This window comes from uncultured Eubacterium sp. (genome assembly GCF_937958975.1).
GTDB lineage: Bacteria > Bacillota > Clostridia > Lachnospirales > Lachnospiraceae > Eubacterium_G.
The window spans coordinates 45,356-64,608 of the sequence record NZ_CALGRE010000011.1; the positions used below are offsets into that span (position 1 = coordinate 45,356).

Here is a 19,253-nt window from a genome sequence, read left to right on the forward strand (position 1 = left end):
AACATGACATCATTGTAATTATACAATATAAAAATGGAAAGAAAAGAATAATATATAAAAATATGTAGAAAAAAGTAATATAGATATAGAGAAAACTATTGAATATAGAATATTGGAGGCATAAAATAAAATGCAACTTTCAGAATTAAAACAGGGGCAGATAGGAAAGATTATAAATGTAGGCGGAGAGGGACAGCTGAGAAGACATTTTCTTGACATGGGGTTAATACAGGGAACAGCTATTGAATATGTTAAGACAGCGCCTATGGGAGACCCGATTGAATATAAAATATGGGGATATGAATTAACATTAAGGAAAGATGACGCAGAGTGTATTGAGATTGAACTTTTTGAGCAGTCAAAGCAGTTAGAGACTGAGAAGAGAAAAGATAAACAGACGAATACAACCAGACATCCACATATTGGAGAGTCGGGAATTTATCATGTAAAGCAGCGTGGAGAAAAAATAGAGAAAGGACGCCTGATAACGTTTGGCTTGGCAGGAAATCAAAATTGTGGAAAGACTACATTATTTAATCAGCTTACCGGTTCAAATCAACATGTAGGAAATTTTCCGGGAGTTACTGTGGATAGAAAAGATGGTCAGATAAGAGGGCAGGAAAACACCATGGTCGTAGATTTGCCGGGAATATATTCTCTGTCACCTTATACGAGTGAGGAAATTGTGTCTCGACATTATTTCTTAAATGACAGACCAAGAGGAATCATTAATATAGTAGACGCCACGAATATTGAAAGAAATTTATACCTGACAATGCAGCTCATAGAATTAAATATCCCAATGGTTCTGGCGCTTAATATGATGGATGAGGTTATTGCCAATGGTGGTTCGATTGATGTTAATATGTTAGAGGCTACTTTGGGCATACCGGTTATACCTATCTCTGCTGCAAAAAATGAGGGAGTGGATGAATTGATTGAACATGCAATGCATGTGGCAATACATAGAGAGCGTCCGGGCAGGATGGACTTCTGTGAGCCGGAAGGTGAGGATGGTGGAGCAGTGCATAGAGGAATACACTCTATTATGCATTTGATAGATGACCATGCCCACAAAAATGAAGTTCCTGTGAGATTTGCAGCCAGTAAACTAATTGAAGGAGATGAAGAAGTTTTTGAGAGGCTGCATTTAGATGAGAATGAAAAGGAAATGATAGAGCATATTATCGTGCAGATGGAAAAAGAAAGTGGAATGGACCGCCATGCTGCTCTGGCAAAGATGCGTTTTACATTTATTGACAAAGTATGTAAGGATACTGTTATCAAGCCAAGGGAGAGCAAAGAGCGTGCCAGAAGCAGAAAGATAGATAAAGTTCTTACAGGGAAATATACAGCGATTCCTTCGTTTATTGTTATTATGGCGATGATTTTTTATCTTACATTTGGAGTTATCGGATTATGGCTGCAAGAGCTGATGGATGCCGGTATCAATACCCTGAGCAATTTATGTGAAAGTGCAATGAAAGCAGCGGAAGTGAATGAAGTGTTAATGTCTCTTATCATAGATGGTATTTTTGTTGGCGTAGGAAGTGTCTTGAGTTTTTTGCCAATAATTGTGGTATTGTTTTTCTTTTTATCTCTGCTGGAAGACAGCGGTTATATGGCAAGGATTGCTTTTGTGATGGATAAATTATTTAGAAAGTTGGGGCTATCGGGGCGAAGCTTTGTCCCGATGATTATAGGTTTTGGATGTTCGGTGCCGGCAATTATGGCAACAAGGACTTTACCTTCAGAGCGTGACAGAAAAATGACGATAATGCTTACCCCGTTTATGAGCTGTTCAGCGAAAATACCAATCTATGCTTTTTTTTCGGCAGCTTTTTTTCCGGGAAAATCGGCATTCGTCATGACAGGATTGTATTTTACAGGTATTATAGTGGCAGTTTTTTATGCTCTCATATTAGATAAAACCAAGTTTAAAGGAGAACCGGTACCGTTTGTAATGGAACTTCCAAATTATAGGATGCCGGGGGCAAAAAGTGTATGTAGACTGTTGTGGGATAAGGCAAAGGACTTTATTACAAAAGCTTTTACGATTATATTTCTCGCATCACTGGTCATATGGTTTTTACAGACCTTCGATATTCATTTTAATATTGTAAAGGATGCCGGAGACAGTATTCTGGCAATGATTGGAGGTGCCATCGCACCACTTTTTGCACCGCTTGGATTTGGTGATTGGCGTGCGTCTACTGCACTCATAACAGGGTTTACAGCAAAGGAAAGCGTTGTTAGTACATTAACTGTTTTGTTGAGCGGAAAGGCGTTAGGGACTATGTTTACAGCAAAAAGTGCGATTGTATTTTTAGTATTTACGCTTTTGTACACACCATGTGTGGCGGCGGTATCGTCGGTTAAGAGAGAACTCGGAGGAAAGTGGGCAGTTGTTGTTGTATTATTGCAATGTACCATTGCATGGTTCGTAGCGTTTGGTGTAAAAATAATAGTTGGATAAATAATTGATAATAAAAGTTAAAAAGGAGATTATTGATGAAGAGAGAAAGTGTTTGGGGAAGTTATCACGCAGAGGATGTTGACAGATTAGAAAAGCTGAATAAGAGATATATAGACTTTTTGTCGCAGTGTAAAACAGAGAGAGAATGTGTGACAGAAGCAGTATCAATGGCAAAACAGAAAGGTTATAGAGCGCTTGAGGATGTGATAAGAGAAGGCAAGCCGCTCAAGACCGGTGATAAGATTTACGGAGTTTATATGAATAAAGCGCTGGCGCTTTTTCAAATAGGAAGAGAACCGTTAGAGCAGGGAATGAATATTTTGGGAGCACATATCGATTCGCCGAGAATGGATGTCAAGCAAAATCCGCTTTATGAAATAGAAGATATGGCATATTTTGATACACATTATTATGGAGGAATTAAAAAATATCAGTGGGTTACGATTCCTCTGGCAATTCACGGTGTGATAGTAAAAAAAGATGGCACTACCGTAAATGTAAATATTGGTGAAAAAGATACAGACCCGGTCTTCTGTGTGACAGACCTCTTGATTCATCTTGCATCTAAACAGATGGAAAAGAAGGCAGCAGTGGCAATTGAAGGTGAAAAATTAGATGTTTTAGTAGGCAGCATACCAATCAAAGAGGAAGAAAAAGATAATGTAAAAATGGGTGTGCTAAAAATATTAAAGGATAAATATGGAATGGATGAAGAAGACTTTTTCTCGGCGGAGTTAGAGGTTGTTCCTGCGGGAAAAGCGAGAGAGATGGGATTTGATGGAAGTATGGTTATGGCATATGGACAGGATGATAGAGTATGCGCATATACTTCTTTGGAGGCAATGCTGGACTGCCCGAACACGGATACAACATCCTGTTGTCTTTTAGTGGATAAAGAAGAAATAGGAAGTGTCGGAGCTACAGGTATGCAGTCGCGTTTTTTCGAGAATATGGTTGCGGAATTAATTAATTTAAACGGAAATTACAGTGAGCTTCGATTAAAGAGGTGTCTGAGTAACAGCAAGATGCTTTCTTCAGATGTAAATGCCGCGTTTGATCCATTATATGCAGATGTATTTTCAAAACAAAGTACATCATATATAGGGAAGGGAGTTGTGTTTAATAAGTTTACAGGTGCCAGGGGCAAATCCGGTTCCAATGATGCCAACGCAGAATATATTGCAAAGATTAGAAAAATTATGGATGATAATGAAGTTCATTTCCAAATGGCAGAATTGGGAAAGGTAGATGCAGGCGGTGGCGGAACGATTGCGTATATCATGTCACTTTATGGTATGGAAGTTATTGACTGTGGTGTCGCAGTTTTAAATATGCATGCACCGTGGGAAGTCACAAGCAAAGCAGATGTGTATGAGGCATATAAATGCTATAAGGCTTTTTTAAAAAGTTAAAAATTGGTTTGGTATGAGAAAAATCATAGTAAATCAGGTAATATATAGGTATTTAATATTTGACACAAAAACGTTCATATTATATAATCAATTTTAATGGCAATGACGAAGAGAAGTAGCTTTAATTATCGCTTACAGAGAGCAGGTGTTGGTGGAAGTCCTGTAGAATGAATTAAGGCGAATAACACTTTTGAGCTGCGAACTGAAATCTTGATAAATATATAAAATGTATTTGGAGAGTTAGTAGGGGAGCCGTAACCGAGCGAAAATCGGAAGGTTTTTAGACCGATGAGTGGCTGCAAAGGCAGTAAATCAGGTGGTACCGCGGATAAGTGATTTTACACTGTTCGTCCTGAAACAGATGTTTTCAGGATGAACAGTTTTTTTCGTAATGGCACGAGCCATGCATTCATAAATCTAAAACGCAGATTGAGCTTGCTCAAATCTAAGTTTTTAGATTTATGAACACATGGCGAAGTGAAATAAAAATATTTATGAATATAGGGCGAAGCCCGCGACTGAGATGGAGCATGAAAATGCGAAATCGAAGTGGAATAGAAAGGAGAATTCTAATGGATATTAACACAAATAATATTTACCGTGATGTGACAATGGAGGCGTTGTCAGAGAGTAATGTTGGAGAGACAATAAGAATTGCAGGATGGATTGAAAACATTCGTGACCATGGTGGAGTATCATTTATTGATTTAAGAGACATGTATGGCGTTATGCAGGTTGTAATGCGTGATACATCATTACTTGAGGGACTCAGTAAAGAAGACTGTATTTCGGTAGAGGGTCCTATTGAACATAGAGATGAGGAGACTTATAATCCTAAAATTCCTACCGGAACCATCGAATTAGAGGCAAAAAAAGTAGAAGTTTTGGGAAAGGTATATAGACAGCTTCCGTTTGAGATTATGACGTCAAAGGAAACGCGTGAAGATGTGAGATTAAAATATCGCTATCTTGATTTGAGGAATACAAAAGTAAAGGACAATATGATTTTCCGTTCAAAAGTTATTTCGCATTTGAGACAGAAGATGGTGGATATGGGATTTTTAGAAATTCAGACACCAATTCTTTGTGCATCTTCGCCGGAAGGAGCCAGGGATTATATTGTTCCATCAAGAAAATTTAAAGGAAAGTTCTATGCACTTCCACAGGCACCGCAGCAGTACAAACAGCTCCTTATGGTGTCAGGTTTCGATAAATATTTCCAGATTGCCCCTTGTTTCAGAGATGAGGATGCAAGAGCAGACCGCTCTCCTGGAGAGTTTTATCAGTTAGATTTCGAAATGAGTTTTGCGACACAGGAAGATGTGTTTAGAGTTGGCGAAGAAGTTCTGGCAGATACTTTTAATAAGTTTGCACCGGAAGGATACGAGGTGACACAGGCACCGTTCCCTATCATTAGTTTTAAAGAAGCAATGTTGAAGTATGGAACAGATAAACCTGATTTACGAAATCCACTAGAGATTATAGATGTTACAGACTTTTTCCAGAGATGTACATTTAAACCGTTTCATGGTAAGACAGTTCGTGCAATCAAGGTCGGACAGAAGCTGTCAAAAGGTTTCCATGAAAAATTACTAAAATTTGCACAAAGTATTGGAATGGGCGGACTTGGTTATTTAGAAGTATTAGAGGATGGAGCTTATAAAGGGCCAATTGATAAATTTATCCCTGATAATATGAAAGATGAAATTAGGGATATGGCAGATTTGCAGGCTTTAGATACAATTTTCTTTATCGCAGATAATGAAAAGAATGCATCACTTTATGCAGGACAGATTAGAACAGCTCTCGGTGAGAGACTTGATTTGATTGACAAGAAGTCATATAAGTTCTGTTATATTAATGATTTCCCAATGTATGAGTATGACACTGAGACAAAGAAGATGATATTTACGCACAATCCGTTTTCCATGCCACAGGGTGGACTTGAGGCATTAGAAACGAAGAATCCGGAAGATATTCTTGCATATCAGTATGATATTGTATGTAATGGTGTGGAATTATCCAGTGGTGCTGTGAGAAATCATGATATGAAGGTTATGGTTAAAGCATTTGAGATTGCAGGGTATACAGAAGATGACTTGAAAGAAAAGTTTGGGGCACTGTATAATGCATTCCAGTTTGGTGCACCACCACACGCAGGTATGGCGCCTGGAGTAGACCGGATGATAATGTTACTGCGTGAAGAAGAAAATATTAGAGAAGTGATTCCATTCCCAATGAATGGTAATGCACAGGATTTGATGTGTGGTGCTCCGGGAGATGTTACAGAGCAGCAGCTGAGAGAAGTTCATATCAAAGTTCGTGCGTAGGAGAATAAGGAATGAATATAGTATTATTAGCAGGTATTGCGCTGATTGGTATTATATTAATTATAGCCGCCATTGTTGCAATATGTCTGAAAAACAGGGATTAACAGGAGATGCAACCACCAGTTGACAAATTGAAAAGTCTGATTGGTGGTTGTATTTTTATATATATGCTATGGTTTTAATGTCATAAAATAGATGATAGAATGAAAATAAAATTGGAGGTAGTTATGAAACTGGCAGAAAAAATTATTTTACTTAGAAAGCAAAAAGGATGGTCTCAGGAAGAGCTGGCCGCACAGATGGATGTGTCAAGACAGTCGGTATCAAAATGGGAGAGTGGTTTATCCACACCGGATATTGACAAAATTATTTTGCTCAGTCAGATATTTGAAACAACAACGGATTATTTATTAAAAGAAGAAACAGATAGCAGTGATGAACAGCCTTTAGAAAGAGAAGAATTACCACGGGCAAGATTTGTTTCTAAATCAGAAGTTGAGCAATATATGGGTACAATTAAAAGTGTCTGTAGTAAAATAGCATTGGGGGTATTTTTATGTATTTGTTCTCCTGTACCGTTGATGTGGCTTATGGCATTACAAAATACTGAGAAACATTATATGCAGGAAAATATGGCAGGACTTATTGGAGTATGCGTTTTGTTGCTGGTAATTGCAGTAGCAGTCTGGTTATTTATTTCGAATGGAATGAAAATAAGTAAATTTGAGTTTATAGAAAAAGAACCGATAACTATAGACAAAGATACTGAGAAAGAATATAGGGAAAAATCAGAGCAGTTCGAACCGATTTTTGCTAGAAATATAGCTGTAGGTGTAGTATTATGTATAGTATCAGTGATGCCTTTAGTGTTGGCATGTATCAGTGAAAATCATGCAATTGTTATCGGAATGGTAGGGGTGCTTTTGATTTTGGTAGCACTGGGAGTGTACAGGTTTGTAAAGGCAGGTATCATGAAAGATAGCTATGATAAGATTTTGGAACAGGGTGAGTTTACCATTGAGAAAAAATCAAACAGAAAGAATAATGATACATTCTCAGCTGTGTATTGGCTATTTGTGACAGCTGTTTATTTGGGATATAGCTTTATTTCGAATAATTGGGGAAAATCATGGATTATATGGCCGGTAACAGGAGTATTGTTTGCTGCTATTATTATGATACTGGATGCTGTAAGAAAGAAGAAATAAACTTTAATTTCAGATTGGTGTTAAGGTAGGGAAAATGTATAATACGGTAGTTTTTGATTTAGATGGAACACTCTTAAATACCATAGATGACTTGGCAAATGCAGTAAATTTTGTTCAGGAGAAGTATGGTTATCCTCTCCATAGTGTGGACTTGGTAAAAAAGCATGTAGGAAATGGAATCAGGCAGCTTATTATCCGTTCAATTCCGCAGGGAGAAGAAAATTTACAGTTTCAAAGTGTTTTTGAAGATTTCAAAAAGTATTATCAGGGACATTGTCAGGTAAAAACAGCAGCTTATCCGGGAATTATGGAGTTACTGCGGGAATTATACCATCGGGGGATTAAAATGGCGATTGTTTCCAACAAGGCCCAGCCGGCAACTACAGAATTAAATCGAATTTATTTTAAAGAATATATTCCTATTGCTATTGGTGAAAATGAGGAGGCAGGCATTAAGAAAAAGCCGGCTCCTGATAGTGTTTTACACGCATTAGAACTTTTGGGCAGTGAAAAGTCTGAGAGCATATATGTGGGGGATTCGGAAGTTGATAGAGCTACAGCAGAAAATTCAGGAATTGATTGTGTTCTTTGTAGTTGGGGATTTAGAGACAGGAAGTTGCTTGAAAGTCTAAGACCAATGAAAATAATTGATAGACCGGAAATACTGTTAGATATTTTGTAGAAGGAAACAAAAAAGAGAAAAACTTATATAGGATAAGTGTGGAGAACGATTATGAATATTGTGATATGTGATAGCAATAAAACATATTGTGCTATGCTGGAAAAGTGGATTCATAGATTTAGAGTAAAAGAGTGTGTGAACATTATTGTTGAAGTATTTTATGATGAAAATGTCCTTATAAAAAAAATAGAAGATGACTACTTTTTTGATATGATTTTTCTAAACATTGGGTTATCGCAAAAGACAGGATTAGAATTGGGGTATGTCATTCGCAAAAAGTTTGCAGACAAAGAGATTAGCATAGTTTTGATTTCTGAAGATAAAACTTATGATGATGGTATATTTGATTTAGAACCACAAAACTTTCACCGTAAACCATTGAATGAAAGTAGAATAATTTCAGACATCAAAAAGTGTTTGCAGAGAAATAAAAATAGCAGAGGGATATTCAAATATAAAGAGGAGGGGGTGCCGAAAGGAATAAGCATCGGAGAGATTGCATATATAGAGGCAAAAGAAAAGGGACTTGAAATAGCAAAGAGTAATGGAAGCAAAATCTTTGTGAAAGAGAGTATTATAAATATCGAAGGTAAGTTTGAAAAATATTATCTCTTTCGATGTCATAAATCTTTTATGGTAAATGCTAAGTATATAAAAAAATATCATGGACAGAGTTTTTTTATGAAAGATGGCGTTGAGATAGCTATAGGAAGAAAATACGTTAGTGATGTAAAAAGATTATTACATAAATATGGAGAAGAGATGGCGTGATGCCTAATCATTATATTTTGAATAAATGCTGTTGAACTGAGAAAGTTTAACAGCATTTTGCTTTTTTATGTTAAAAGGTAAAGAGATGTCGTTTGTCGCAAAATATGGTCGTTTATCCACAAAAAGAAAAAATATGAAAAAAATGTGATATAATAAAAATATTCTATAAGTAAATATTATGAGAAGGGAGAAGAGGATTATGAAAAAACTAAAGATATTATTAGGGAGTTTGCTATGTGTAATGATGACAATAAGTGTATCTTATAATATTGAAATTTGGGCAGATACTGAAAAGATATCACAATACACTTATGGGATTGGAGATGACGAGGCTACACCTCAGGAGGTAGAGGAAGCGTATCATGCAAACATAGATGTAAAAGAATACCCATATGATATAAAAGAGGAGAAAGAGTTTGAAAATACAAATTCAGTAGTAAAAGTACAGGTAAAGGCTGCTGCTTCTACTATAAAAATACATTATATTAAAGTTGGAGATGCTAAAAGTGATAATGCGGCATTAAAAAGGGGGGATGCAATATTAATAGAGTGCAATGGAGAATTTGCGTTAATAGATGCTGGTCCGGGCGATGGATTGTGTAATGCATATTTGGAAAAAATAAGAAAATCCAGAGGTGGAGAGGACTCAAAGTTAAATTTAAAATATGTTATATTAACGCATCATCATTTTGACCACTTTGGTGGTTTGAAACAAATTATAGAAAATAAAAATATAGTGGTTACCAAATTCTATAGAGAAAAAGTGCATCAACATCTTGCTGGGACGGGAAAGGGGTGTGATGCCCAATCTTATAAAGAGTTAATGCAAAAAATTAATAGCACATGGACATGTGATTATGTTTCGAATTTGAATGTTGATAATAAAAATATAACTAATGCTGTAAATGCATCAAAGACAATAAAATTAAGTTTAGGAGCGGCTACATTATATGTATATCGTCCTTTAAGTAAGAGTGAAGATACAAACTTGGGTGATGGTGTTTATGAGAATAATCGTTCAATCATATGTCGGGTGGAATTTGGTGACAAAACATATTTGTTTACAGGGGATGTTTATAGCAGTATTATTAAACGCATTGCAGAGTTGGGAGAAAAGTGTGGAAATAGATATAAGCAGTTGGATACTAATATATTAAAGATACAGCATCACGGAACATTAGCTGAGTTTACAGCTACAATAAAAGGGCAATATAAAAATGCATTTTCCCCTCAAAAATGTTATATAACAAATAATATATTATTAAAAAATATGGAATCTGCAGCAAAGGAAAGGAATGCGTATCTAACAAATACATTAGGTGCCGCTTTAGCAACTAATGCAGAAGGAACACTTGTAAAAGCGTATTCTTATTAAATTTTAATGTTTGAAATAATTGAAAATAAAGGAGGAGTTGAGTTATGAATAAAATTATGAAAGGAATGTTGATATGTTCGTTACTATTAATTATTTTCACGATGTCTACGAGTGTTGTGTCAGCAAAAAAAGTTAAGGTTATAAGTAAAAAAACTGATATTACAAAAATTAAAGCGGATAGATATTATAAAAATATTTATATTGGAGAGCACTATAAAGGAAGACTCAGAGATATAAATACAGTTTATTTGAAAAAGGTAACAGTTTCAAAAAATAATAAGAAATATAAATCTGTAAAGGGAGTTGTATTTAGTAAGAATGGAAAAACCCTATTATTATATCCTAAAGATAAAAGAGGTAATTATAAAATTCCTTCCACTGTAAAAATTATTGCAGCAAAATCATTTAGAGGATATAAGGGGAAAAAAATAAGTATTCCTTCCACTGTTAAATATATTAAGAGTTATGCCTTTGGAGAAAGTAGATTGGAAGAAGTTAAAATCCCTAAGAGCATATCAGTTATAAAAGAGAAAACTTTTTTTAGATGTAAATCTTTAAAAAAGGTAAGTATACCTAAAAAAACAACTAAAATTGAACGAAGGGCTTTTCGCGAATGTAGTGTTTTAACGAAAATTAATCTCAATAGTGTAAAAAATATAGAAAATTATGCATTTAAAGGGTGTAGTAAATTAAAAGATATAGATTTGTTAAATGTAAAAAAAATTGGTTCAGAGGCTTTTTGGAAGACAGGTATTACAGAAGTTTCCGTTAAAGATGATATGAAAATACTATCTGCTGCTTTTCCATTTGAAGCAACTGTTAAATACAATTGTGATTTTGCAAAAATTAAACCTATACTTCCAGGGGGAAAAGCATGGAATACAATTTTTGGAGCTGATGGATATGAAACAGAAATTATAATCACAAATATTATTGAAACAGATAAATTTGAAATGAGAGAGGAAGTTAATAAACCAATTATGAGTGAGCAAATGTTGTATAAGATAGATGAAAGGATTAAGAGCGCAGGAGATATAACATATTATCCTATTATAAGAAGAAGAATACGAGGCTACAAGATTTTAAATGGAAATAAAATATATACTGAGTGGAGCAATTATTTTAAAGGCTACTATGAAATAGACGGAAATGGAAAAGCGGCTATTTAATTTGCATAATAATTAATCATATTTTTTCAGATAAAATAAAGAGGCTTGTGGTTATTCAATACCACAAGCCTCTTTTGCTAATTTATCAGCTAAATCATTATATTTGTCACCGGAATGGCCTTTAACTTTTTCGAAATTTATGTTAACTTTTTTTCTGGCTTTATCATAGTATTTTTTGTATGCAATGGTGCCGTTTTTGTTTGTCTTCCATTCTCCCGTACACCATTTTGCAATTCCCATATAATCATAGTAAATAGATAATGTTTTTATATTGTTTTCTAAAGCATATGTCATGGCAGCCATAGAACCATATATTTCTCCGGCAACATTTCGCATAGTGGCTAAATCTTCATCATTATAGGAATGAGATAAATGGATTTCTTTACCATTGTGAAACATTACAACTCCATAGCCAAAAACATTAGTTTCGGCATTAAAGCTTCCATCCACATAGGCAATTGCTTTAGAAGCAGTGGAAATAGGCATAGTTTCATCTGGGATTTCGGTTTTTGTAGTATTGGTTGGCTGCGTGACAGCATCCATATCAAACAGACTCATCTGTGTACCTTCATCGCCCAAATAGGTGTAAGCTTCCGATATTGTTTTAAAACTTTTATAAAGTGCTCCGGGATATCCGTCAACATTTTCTTTACATTCTTCCCATGTTTGGAAAATACCGGTATTTTTTCCAATTTTAACAGCGTAATATTTTTTTGCCATCATGTCCCCTCTCTTTGGTTTTCGAGTAATTATTTTTGTTTTTTCCAAGGATTATTTTTATCCGGGTCTGTAGGGTCCCAGTTTTTGTTTGGATTCGACCTTTTTATCTTTTTTATTTTTCGTATTTTTAGAGGCGGTTCCTCACCGGGTTCACTGTAAATATTTACTTTTGTACCTTCATTGCAATGGTCATATATCCATTTAATGTCTTTTGCCCTAAAGCGTACGCAGCCAAGGGAGGCAGGCTTACCCAATTTGTTGTATTCCCAGTATTCCAGAGAATCACTTTGAGCATATTCATAAGGGACAGAGTGGAGCATAATCTGCCCAAAAATTCTGATTGCATACTGCGCATAGGTACCGTCTACCATAAGTCTCCATCTGTATCGCACAGATATATCAAAAGCGCCCAAAGGGGTATCCTCCGGATTTTTCCCTGTGGAACAAACAAAAGCTTTATAAGGAATACTATACATTCCTTCTTTATCCATTCCATACACGACAGCAAAGTTTTCGTCACGGTTTATTCTTATAAGATAAGGGTGACTTGCGTTAAAATCAATAAGTTTTTTAGGTGAAATAGCTTTTGAAGTTGTTTCTGTTTCTGAGTTTGAAGTAATATTTTCTGTCGAATGATTTGGCTGTGTGGTTGTGTTTGGTTCTATGTGATTCAATGTTGTAACAGTTTCTTCTATATTATTGGTATCTCTTATTTTTTTGTTTTTGTTTGCCGTTTGATTATCTTGTAATATTAATGCAATAAACATAATAAAGATAATAGTAGAAAATATTCCAAGGCAAATATGTTTTCTGTATTTTATCATGAAGTATCTCCGATATTTTTTAAAGTAAGTAAAAGTATCTTTCATTTCAGTTATAGCTGAAAGGCACTTTGTTCTTTATTGTATAATTTTAAAGAGTTAATTGCAATAGGATAAATATAGTAATATTTTAACTTTTGTTCAAGCTAAGTTTATTGACGGAAATAGTCGTATTTGTTATTATTTAATAGGAATTTTTCATTTTGAAAGGAGTAAAAAATGGGATACACAAAACAGAAGATTTTAAATATGGCAGAAACAGAGGATGTAGAATTTATACGACTTCAGTTTACAGACCTTTTTGGAACATTAAAGAATGTTGCCATAACAAAAAGTCAGTTAGCAAAAGCGTTAGATAATAAAATTATGTTTGATGGTTCTTCTATTGAAGGCTTTGCCAGAATAGAGGAGTCAGATATGTATTTATACCCTGATTATGATACATTTGAAATTTTACCTTTTAGACCTCATCAGGGAAAGGTTGCCAGAATGATTTGCGATGTATACAAACCGGATGGCACACAGTTAGAAAATGACCCGAGATGTATTTTGAAAAAAGTTATCAAAGAAGCTTCAGATATGGGATATACTTTTAATGTTGGACCGGAATGCGAATTTTTCCTATTCCATACAGACGATAATGGAAATCCTACAACAATTAGTCATGAAAATGGCAGTTATTTTGATTTGGGACCTACAGACTTAGGTGAGAATGCGCGTCGTGATATTGTTCTGAATTTAGAGGAAATGGGATTTGAAGTAGAGGCATCTCATCATGAAGTAGCGCCTGCGCAGCATGAGATTAACTTTAAATATGGAGAGGCATTAGAGACAGCTGATAAGATTATGACATATAAGCTTACAGTAAAAACAATTGCAAAACGACATGGTTTATATGCCTCCTTTATGCCGAAACCAAAGTTTGGTGTATGTGGTTCCGGAATGCATATTAATATGTCATTATCAGATAAGGAAGGTAATAATATTTTTGCAAATGCTGAAGACGAAAATGGTTTAAGTAAAGAGGCATATAGCTTTATTGCCGGATTGATGGAACATATGCGTGGTATGGCAGCTATCACGAATCCGATTGTAAATTCTTATAAGCGATTGGTTCCGGGATATGAAGCACCTACATACATTGCATGGTCAGCTACAAATAGGAGCCCGTTAATCAGAGTGCCGGCAGCCAGAGGAGCAGGAACAAGAGTAGAGCTTCGATGTCCGGATTGTGCATGTAATCCATATCTTGCTATTGCGGTTTGTCTTGCAGCAGGTTTAGATGGAATCAAAAGAGGCCTTGTACCGGTAGAGAATATTCAAAAAGATATCTATATCATGACAGATGAGGAAAGAGAAGAAGCAGGAATTAGAAATCTTCCAAAAAATCTGTATGAAGCGGTTGAAGAAATGAAAAAATCAGATTTTATGAGAGATGTTTTAGGAGAGGATGTATATAAGAAATATATTCGTGCCAAAGAAGAGGAATGGATGGAATATACTTCTCAAGTTACAAACTGGGAGATTGACAGATATCTAGATCGAATCTAATTTAGGAGGCAAAATTGGCAGGAATTGTAGTAGTATTCCCTAAGCTAGAGGACAGTAAAGCAATTAGAAACCTGTTAGTGCATAATGGATATGAGAGTGTCTTTAGCTGTACGACAGGGGCAAGAGCTATAACTTTAGCGGACACCCTAGGCGAAGGGGTTATTATCAGTGGATATAGAATGACTGATATGCCTTATACAGATATCCTCGACAATGTGGGAGGAAGATTTGAAATGTTGCTGGTGGCATCAAAACAAAAGCTTCTGGAAGCAGACGGAGGAGTGGCAATGTTAGAGATGCCTATCAAGGTTCGCGACTTTTTAAATTCTGTAGAATTGATGCAGCATAATGTTTATGCGAAAGCAAGGAAGAAAGTAAAACAGCCTTATAGACGAACCGAGGAGGAACAAAATGTTGTGAATCAGGCAAAAGCAGTATTGATGGAAAAAAATAATATGTCAGAAAATGAGGCTCACAGATATATTCAGAAAACTTCTATGGATAGTGGAAGGACAATGGTTGAAACCGCAGAATCTATTTTAAAGATTATGTATAAAGAGTAAATAAAGAGTAAGAAAAACAAATTTATAAAGAAAGAAGGACAGAAAAATGTACAAGATTAATGAAAATTATTTAAAGTTACCAGGTAGTTATTTGTTTTCCAACATTGCGAAAAAGGTGTCAGCATTTAAAGAGGCAAATCCGGATAAGGATGTTATCAGCCTTGGAATCGGTGATGTCACACAGCCATTGGCACCGGCAGTTATTGAGGCATTACACAGTGCTGTGGATGAGATGGCAGATGGCGCTACATTTCATGGTTATGCACCGGACCTTGGATATGAATTTTTGAGAAGTGCCATTAGAGATAATGATTATAAGGCAAGAGGTGTTGACATTGCCCTGGATGAAATTTTTGTCAGTGATGGTGCAAAGTCAGACTCAGGAAATATTGGAGATATTTTTGCGGTAAATAATAAGATAGCAGTTTGTGACCCGGTTTATCCAGTGTATGTAGATACAAATGCTATGGCGGGAAGAACCGGAGACTATATTGCAGAAAAGGAAAGATGGAGCAATGTAATTTATATGCCTTGTACAAAGGAAACAAATTTCGCACCACAGATTCCGGAGGAAACACCGGATATTATCTATCTCTGTTTTCCGAATAACCCTACAGGTTCTACAGTTACAAAGGCACAGCTTCAGGAATGGGTAGATTATGCAAATAAGGTAGGAGCGGTTATTATTTATGATGCAGCTTACGAAGCATATATTTCGGAGGAAGATGTACCACATACAATTTATGAGTGTGATGGTGCAAAAACATGTGCTATTGAATTACGAAGTTTTTCAAAGAATGCGGGATTTACCGGAACCAGACTTGGATTTACAGTGATTCCGAAGGAATTAGAATCAGACGGAGTGAAGTTGAACGCACTCTGGGCAAGAAGACATGGAACTAAGTTTAATGGCGCTCCATACATTATACAGAAAGCCGGAGAGGCAGTTTACTCAGCAGCAGGAAAGGCTCAGACAAAGGAGCAGGTAGCTTATTATATGAATAATGCCAAGATAATCATTGAAGGATTAAAAGATGCAGGATATACAGTCAGTGGTGGTGTAAATGCACCGTATGTATGGCTTGAAACTCCAAAGGGAATGTCATCATGGGATTTCTTCGATTATTTACTTGCAAATGCAAATATTGTTGGAACTCCAGGCTCAGGATTTGGTCCGAGCGGAGAAGGATATTTCCGACTGACAGCATTTGGAACATATGAGAATACACTCAAGGCCATTGAGAGAATTAAGAATTTATAAGGTTTGTTAGAATAATAAACTGTCGCGGAATTTTTAGTGAATAATTATATTCATATAAAGTTCTGGGACAGTTTTTTTGCGAGGAAAATTTAAACAATAAAAATATAGAAAAATAGGATTTAGTTATTTTAGATATTGCTTTGTATGCTAATTATAAAAAGAGCCAACATAAAATAACGTTTGTAAATCAAAATAATTGTATTGTTAAGCAATAGGTGGTAGAATACTGGGAGCCAGCAGAGGATATCAGATTAGATGATTTCTTAGATTACAAATTTGTAGGATGGGATAAAGATTTGATGCATGTAAAGGAAGATATGATTGTAAAGCCGATTTTTATATCGGGCTATGTTAATGAGATATATGCTGGGAAAAGAAGATTTAAATTAGGGGAGGCTCAATAATGAAAAAGAAAATAATCACATTGATTTTTGCACTGGCATTGCTAGTAGGTGGATTGCCTATATCAAAAATAGACATAGTGGCAGAGGAAAACAGAACAGAAGAAATAGTTATTGTGGATGAAGAAAACATTGGAGATGAGGAAAATGCTGAATTTGAAATAATGTTATTAGAGTCAGGTCAATATGTGATAACAGGTTACAGAGGCAATGCAACTGATTTGGTAGTACCATCAAAATATAATGGAAAAAGAATCATTGGTGTTGAACCGATGGCATTTCGCGAAAATAATCAACTAAAAACGTTAACGTTTGAAGAAGGATACGAATATTTAAATTATAATGCAATTTCCGGATGCAATAACTTAGAAGAAATTAATATTCCCGGTACTATGAAAGATTTGAGTGGGAATAATTCAGGAGGGTTAGCCGGAGTGTTCAGTGATTTGGATAAACTTGTCAATATTCATGTCAGCATAAAGAATAAAAATTATAAAGATATAGATGGTGTTTTATACAGCAAAAATCAGGATAGGATTATACGCTATCCATCTGGAAGAAAGGATGAAACATATAACATTGCAAAAGGTGTAAAATATATTGGAACAGCGGCGTTTGAATGTAATGATTACTTAAAAAAGTTACATATGCCGGACACTGTAATATCACTGGCATGTAGTGCAATTTGTCACTGTCATAATCTGGAAGAGTTAAATATATCAAAGAATTGTGAATATATAGGACAGTTTGCTATCTGGGATACAAAATTAGAATCTATTACAGTTCCAAAAAGTGTTAAAGAAATTGACGATGGGGGAATTGTTGGAAATGACTATTTAAAAGAAATTAAAGTAGAAAAAGGTAATACGAATTACTATGTCAGGGACAATGTAATGTATGGCAAGGTAAAGTTTAATGCACTGTATTTTAATGGTGTGACTAAATACTATGATGGAATTATGTTGAAGTTGTATCCGGCGCAAAAAGAGGGGGAGTCTTTTGTAGTGCCTGAAGATGTGAAATATATAGATATGTATGCTTTTGAAAGTAATACAAATTTAAAAAGAGTAGATGTTAATCAAGTAGAAGATATTGGAATAGGAGCATTTTTTAGTTGCTGCAATCTCTCAGAAATTACACTCTCCTACAAAACTGAATTAGATGAAAATGTCTTTGTGAATGTTGATAATTTAACTATCAAAGGGTACGAAAACAGAGGTATTGAAAAGTATATTGCAACAGATGATGGATTTAATGAGTTTCATAAGGCATCTTTTGAATCCATTGGAATTTATCAAAAAGTGAATTTGATTCGTGGAGAAAGTAAATGTGTCAATAGTTCATGGAGTTCATTATATGATCCCAAAACATTTGTTAACAGTAACAGTAATGTTGCTGATTTGAAACTGAACGATAATATGTGGAGAATAGTTACCGCCAAAAAGGTTGGTCAGACCTATATAGAATGTAGATGTGAAGATGGTTATACTTTCCTATATGATGTCAATGTAAGTGAAGCACATGTAAAAAAACTGACATTAGACACAAAGACAGCTGCTATTTACAAGGGAGAAAAATATAGAGTTAAGGTGGAAAAATCTCCATCTCAAAGTGTTGATAAAATCAAATGGAGTTCTTCTAATAAGAAAGTTGCCACAGTATCAGCCGATGGGATGGTAACAGGAAAAAAAGCAGGAAAAGTTACAATTACGGCGAAATCTTCTAATGGTGTGATTGCGAAATGCACAGTGAAAGTCAAAGAAATCCGAGCAAAATCTGTTAAGTTAAATAAGAAGAAATTGACGATAAAAAAGGGAAAAACAAAAAAATTAAAAATAAAAACAAATCCATACAGAATTACAGATACAATCAAGTGGTATTCATCAAATAAGAAGATTGCTACAGTAGATAAAAACGGAAAAGTTAAAGCAAAAAGAAGAGGAACTGCAACTATAAAAGTAAAAACATCAAGTGGGAAGACTGCGAAATGTAAGGTTACTATAAAATAGAAAAGTTAATGAGTATTTTATCTTTTTTAAAATTTATTAATAAAAAGCAAATGGCTAAGAATAAGATAGCCATTTGCTTTTTTGATATGAAGAATATTGATATACTGAAAGACATGTGTTTAGATAAATACCGTACTTTATTATAAAAGAGTATAAACTAAAAAATAGAAACCTGCCATCTAAAATTTCCGCCATATCTTTCAAATTATATGCGTGATAAAATAAACACGGTCGACTATGAACAAAAAATAATTTGGGAGGTATTTATAAAATGACAAAAAGGATAATGGCTCTAGGTTTGAGTCTTATATTGGCGATTGGCAGTTTGAGTATTCCGGCAAAAAGGATAAACGCTGTCACAACAGACACAGTAATATTAGGAAGTGGAAGTGTAGCCAGTGATGTGACAAGTGATATCGCAGGTATAGCCCAAAATCTTCCGACAAAAGATAACAGTGGAACCATTAGATTTACAACAGAAAATTATAATAATACGAATGGGGC

General features: G+C 35.0%; 16 protein-coding genes and 1 other annotated feature. Of the genes, 14 read left to right on the top strand and 2 right to left on the bottom strand.

Annotated features, from left to right (window positions below; genetic code table 11):
- Positions 1–130: 130 nt before the first annotated feature.
- The 8 genes from feoB (at position 131) to Q5O86_RS01430 (ending at position 11,423) form a co-directional block, all read left to right on the top strand.
- Positions 131–2,476, top strand: coding sequence for a ferrous iron transport protein B (feoB, locus tag Q5O86_RS01395; protein ID WP_302625366.1), 2,346 nt, complete (start codon positions 131–133; stop codon positions 2,474–2,476).
- 35 nt (positions 2,477–2,511) lie between these two features.
- Entirely contained in the window at positions 2,512–3,888 is a 1,377-nt protein-coding gene (locus Q5O86_RS01400; protein WP_302625367.1) for an aminopeptidase, read from the top strand.
- A gap of 93 nt (positions 3,889–3,981) precedes the next feature.
- Positions 3,982–4,246: a binding site (T-box leader), on the top strand.
- 214 nt (positions 4,247–4,460) lie between these two features.
- Positions 4,461–6,218, top strand: coding sequence for an aspartate--tRNA ligase (aspS, locus tag Q5O86_RS01405; RefSeq protein ID WP_368074718.1), 1,758 nt, complete (start codon positions 4,461–4,463; stop codon positions 6,216–6,218).
- Positions 6,219–6,445: 227 nt separating this feature from the next.
- On the top strand, positions 6,446–7,426 hold the full coding sequence (locus Q5O86_RS01410; protein ID WP_302625368.1) for a helix-turn-helix domain-containing protein: 981 nt from the start codon (positions 6,446–6,448) through the stop codon (positions 7,424–7,426).
- A 34-nt stretch (positions 7,427–7,460) separates the two neighbouring features.
- Complete coding sequence (locus Q5O86_RS01415) at positions 7,461–8,108, top strand: HAD family hydrolase (protein ID WP_302625369.1); 648 nt, start codon at positions 7,461–7,463, stop codon at positions 8,106–8,108.
- Positions 8,109–8,159: 51 nt separating this feature from the next.
- The gene (locus Q5O86_RS01420) at positions 8,160–8,879 is read left to right on the top strand and encodes a LytTR family DNA-binding domain-containing protein (RefSeq protein WP_302625370.1); all 720 of its coding nucleotides are present in this window, start codon (positions 8,160–8,162) and stop codon (positions 8,877–8,879) included.
- 199 nt (positions 8,880–9,078) lie between these two features.
- Positions 9,079–10,254, top strand: coding sequence for an MBL fold metallo-hydrolase (locus tag Q5O86_RS01425; RefSeq protein WP_302625371.1), 1,176 nt, complete (start codon positions 9,079–9,081; stop codon positions 10,252–10,254).
- A 44-nt stretch (positions 10,255–10,298) separates the two neighbouring features.
- Positions 10,299–11,423 carry a leucine-rich repeat domain-containing protein gene (locus Q5O86_RS01430; RefSeq protein ID WP_302625372.1) on the top strand — a complete coding sequence of 375 codons (1,125 nt, stop codon included), beginning with the start codon at positions 10,299–10,301 and terminating at the stop codon, positions 11,421–11,423.
- A gap of 51 nt (positions 11,424–11,474) precedes the next feature.
- Here the strand turns inward: Q5O86_RS01430 and Q5O86_RS01435 are convergent, their stop codons facing one another.
- Positions 11,475–12,146, bottom strand: a complete 672-nt coding sequence (locus tag Q5O86_RS01435) for a viroplasmin family protein (RefSeq protein ID WP_368074719.1) — start codon at positions 12,144–12,146, stop codon at positions 11,475–11,477.
- Positions 12,147–12,172: 26 nt separating this feature from the next.
- Positions 12,173–12,967 (bottom strand): L,D-transpeptidase, encoded by a 795-nt coding sequence (locus Q5O86_RS01440; RefSeq protein ID WP_302625373.1) that lies wholly within the window; start codon positions 12,965–12,967, stop codon positions 12,173–12,175.
- A 216-nt stretch (positions 12,968–13,183) separates the two neighbouring features.
- On the opposite strand from Q5O86_RS01440, the gene glnA reads away from it, so the two are divergent.
- The 6 genes from glnA to Q5O86_RS01470 all read left to right on the top strand — a co-directional run.
- Positions 13,184–14,515, top strand: coding sequence for a type I glutamate--ammonia ligase (gene glnA / locus Q5O86_RS01445; protein ID WP_302625374.1), 1,332 nt, complete (start codon positions 13,184–13,186; stop codon positions 14,513–14,515).
- Positions 14,516–14,529: 14 nt separating this feature from the next.
- On the top strand, positions 14,530–15,078 hold the full coding sequence (locus Q5O86_RS01450; RefSeq protein ID WP_302625375.1) for an ANTAR domain-containing response regulator: 549 nt from the start codon (positions 14,530–14,532) through the stop codon (positions 15,076–15,078).
- A 46-nt stretch (positions 15,079–15,124) separates the two neighbouring features.
- Positions 15,125–16,339, top strand: a complete 1,215-nt coding sequence (locus Q5O86_RS01455) for an LL-diaminopimelate aminotransferase (protein ID WP_302625376.1) — start codon at positions 15,125–15,127, stop codon at positions 16,337–16,339.
- 215 nt (positions 16,340–16,554) lie between these two features.
- Positions 16,555–16,743, top strand: a complete 189-nt coding sequence (locus Q5O86_RS01460) for a hypothetical protein (protein WP_302625377.1) — start codon at positions 16,555–16,557, stop codon at positions 16,741–16,743.
- Positions 16,743–18,749, top strand: a complete 2,007-nt coding sequence (locus Q5O86_RS01465; protein ID WP_302625378.1) for a leucine-rich repeat protein — start codon at positions 16,743–16,745, stop codon at positions 18,747–18,749. Before Q5O86_RS01460 ends, Q5O86_RS01465 begins: the two co-directional genes overlap by 1 nt.
- A 271-nt stretch (positions 18,750–19,020) precedes the next feature.
- The coding region (locus Q5O86_RS01470; protein ID WP_302625379.1) for a hypothetical protein at positions 19,021–19,253 on the top strand (233 nt) is incomplete at its 3' end.

What these genes read in the sequence shown, in the direction of transcription:
- feoB (WP_302625366.1), top strand. Translation starts at nt 131, where the DNA reads ATGCAACTTTCAGAATTAAAACAGGGGCAGATAGGAAAGATTATAAAT.
- Q5O86_RS01400 (WP_302625367.1), top strand. Translation starts at nt 2,512, where the DNA reads ATGAAGAGAGAAAGTGTTTGGGGAAGTTATCACGCAGAGGATGTTGAC.
- aspS (WP_368074718.1), top strand. Translation starts at nt 4,461, where the DNA reads ATGGATATTAACACAAATAATATTTACCGTGATGTGACAATGGAGGCG.
- Q5O86_RS01410 (WP_302625368.1), top strand. Translation starts at nt 6,446, where the DNA reads ATGAAACTGGCAGAAAAAATTATTTTACTTAGAAAGCAAAAAGGATGG.
- Q5O86_RS01415 (WP_302625369.1), top strand. Translation starts at nt 7,461, where the DNA reads ATGTATAATACGGTAGTTTTTGATTTAGATGGAACACTCTTAAATACC.
- Q5O86_RS01420 (WP_302625370.1), top strand. Translation starts at nt 8,160, where the DNA reads ATGAATATTGTGATATGTGATAGCAATAAAACATATTGTGCTATGCTG.
- Q5O86_RS01425 (WP_302625371.1), top strand. Translation starts at nt 9,079, where the DNA reads ATGAAAAAACTAAAGATATTATTAGGGAGTTTGCTATGTGTAATGATG.
- Q5O86_RS01430 (WP_302625372.1), top strand. Translation starts at nt 10,299, where the DNA reads ATGAATAAAATTATGAAAGGAATGTTGATATGTTCGTTACTATTAATT.
- Q5O86_RS01435 (WP_368074719.1), bottom strand. Translation starts at nt 12,146, where the DNA reads ATGATGGCAAAAAAATATTACGCTGTTAAAATTGGAAAAAATACCGGT.
- Q5O86_RS01440 (WP_302625373.1), bottom strand. Translation starts at nt 12,967, where the DNA reads ATGATAAAATACAGAAAACATATTTGCCTTGGAATATTTTCTACTATT.
- glnA (WP_302625374.1), top strand. Translation starts at nt 13,184, where the DNA reads ATGGGATACACAAAACAGAAGATTTTAAATATGGCAGAAACAGAGGAT.
- Q5O86_RS01455 (WP_302625376.1), top strand. Translation starts at nt 15,125, where the DNA reads ATGTACAAGATTAATGAAAATTATTTAAAGTTACCAGGTAGTTATTTG.
- Q5O86_RS01465 (WP_302625378.1), top strand. Translation starts at nt 16,743, where the DNA reads ATGAAAAAGAAAATAATCACATTGATTTTTGCACTGGCATTGCTAGTA.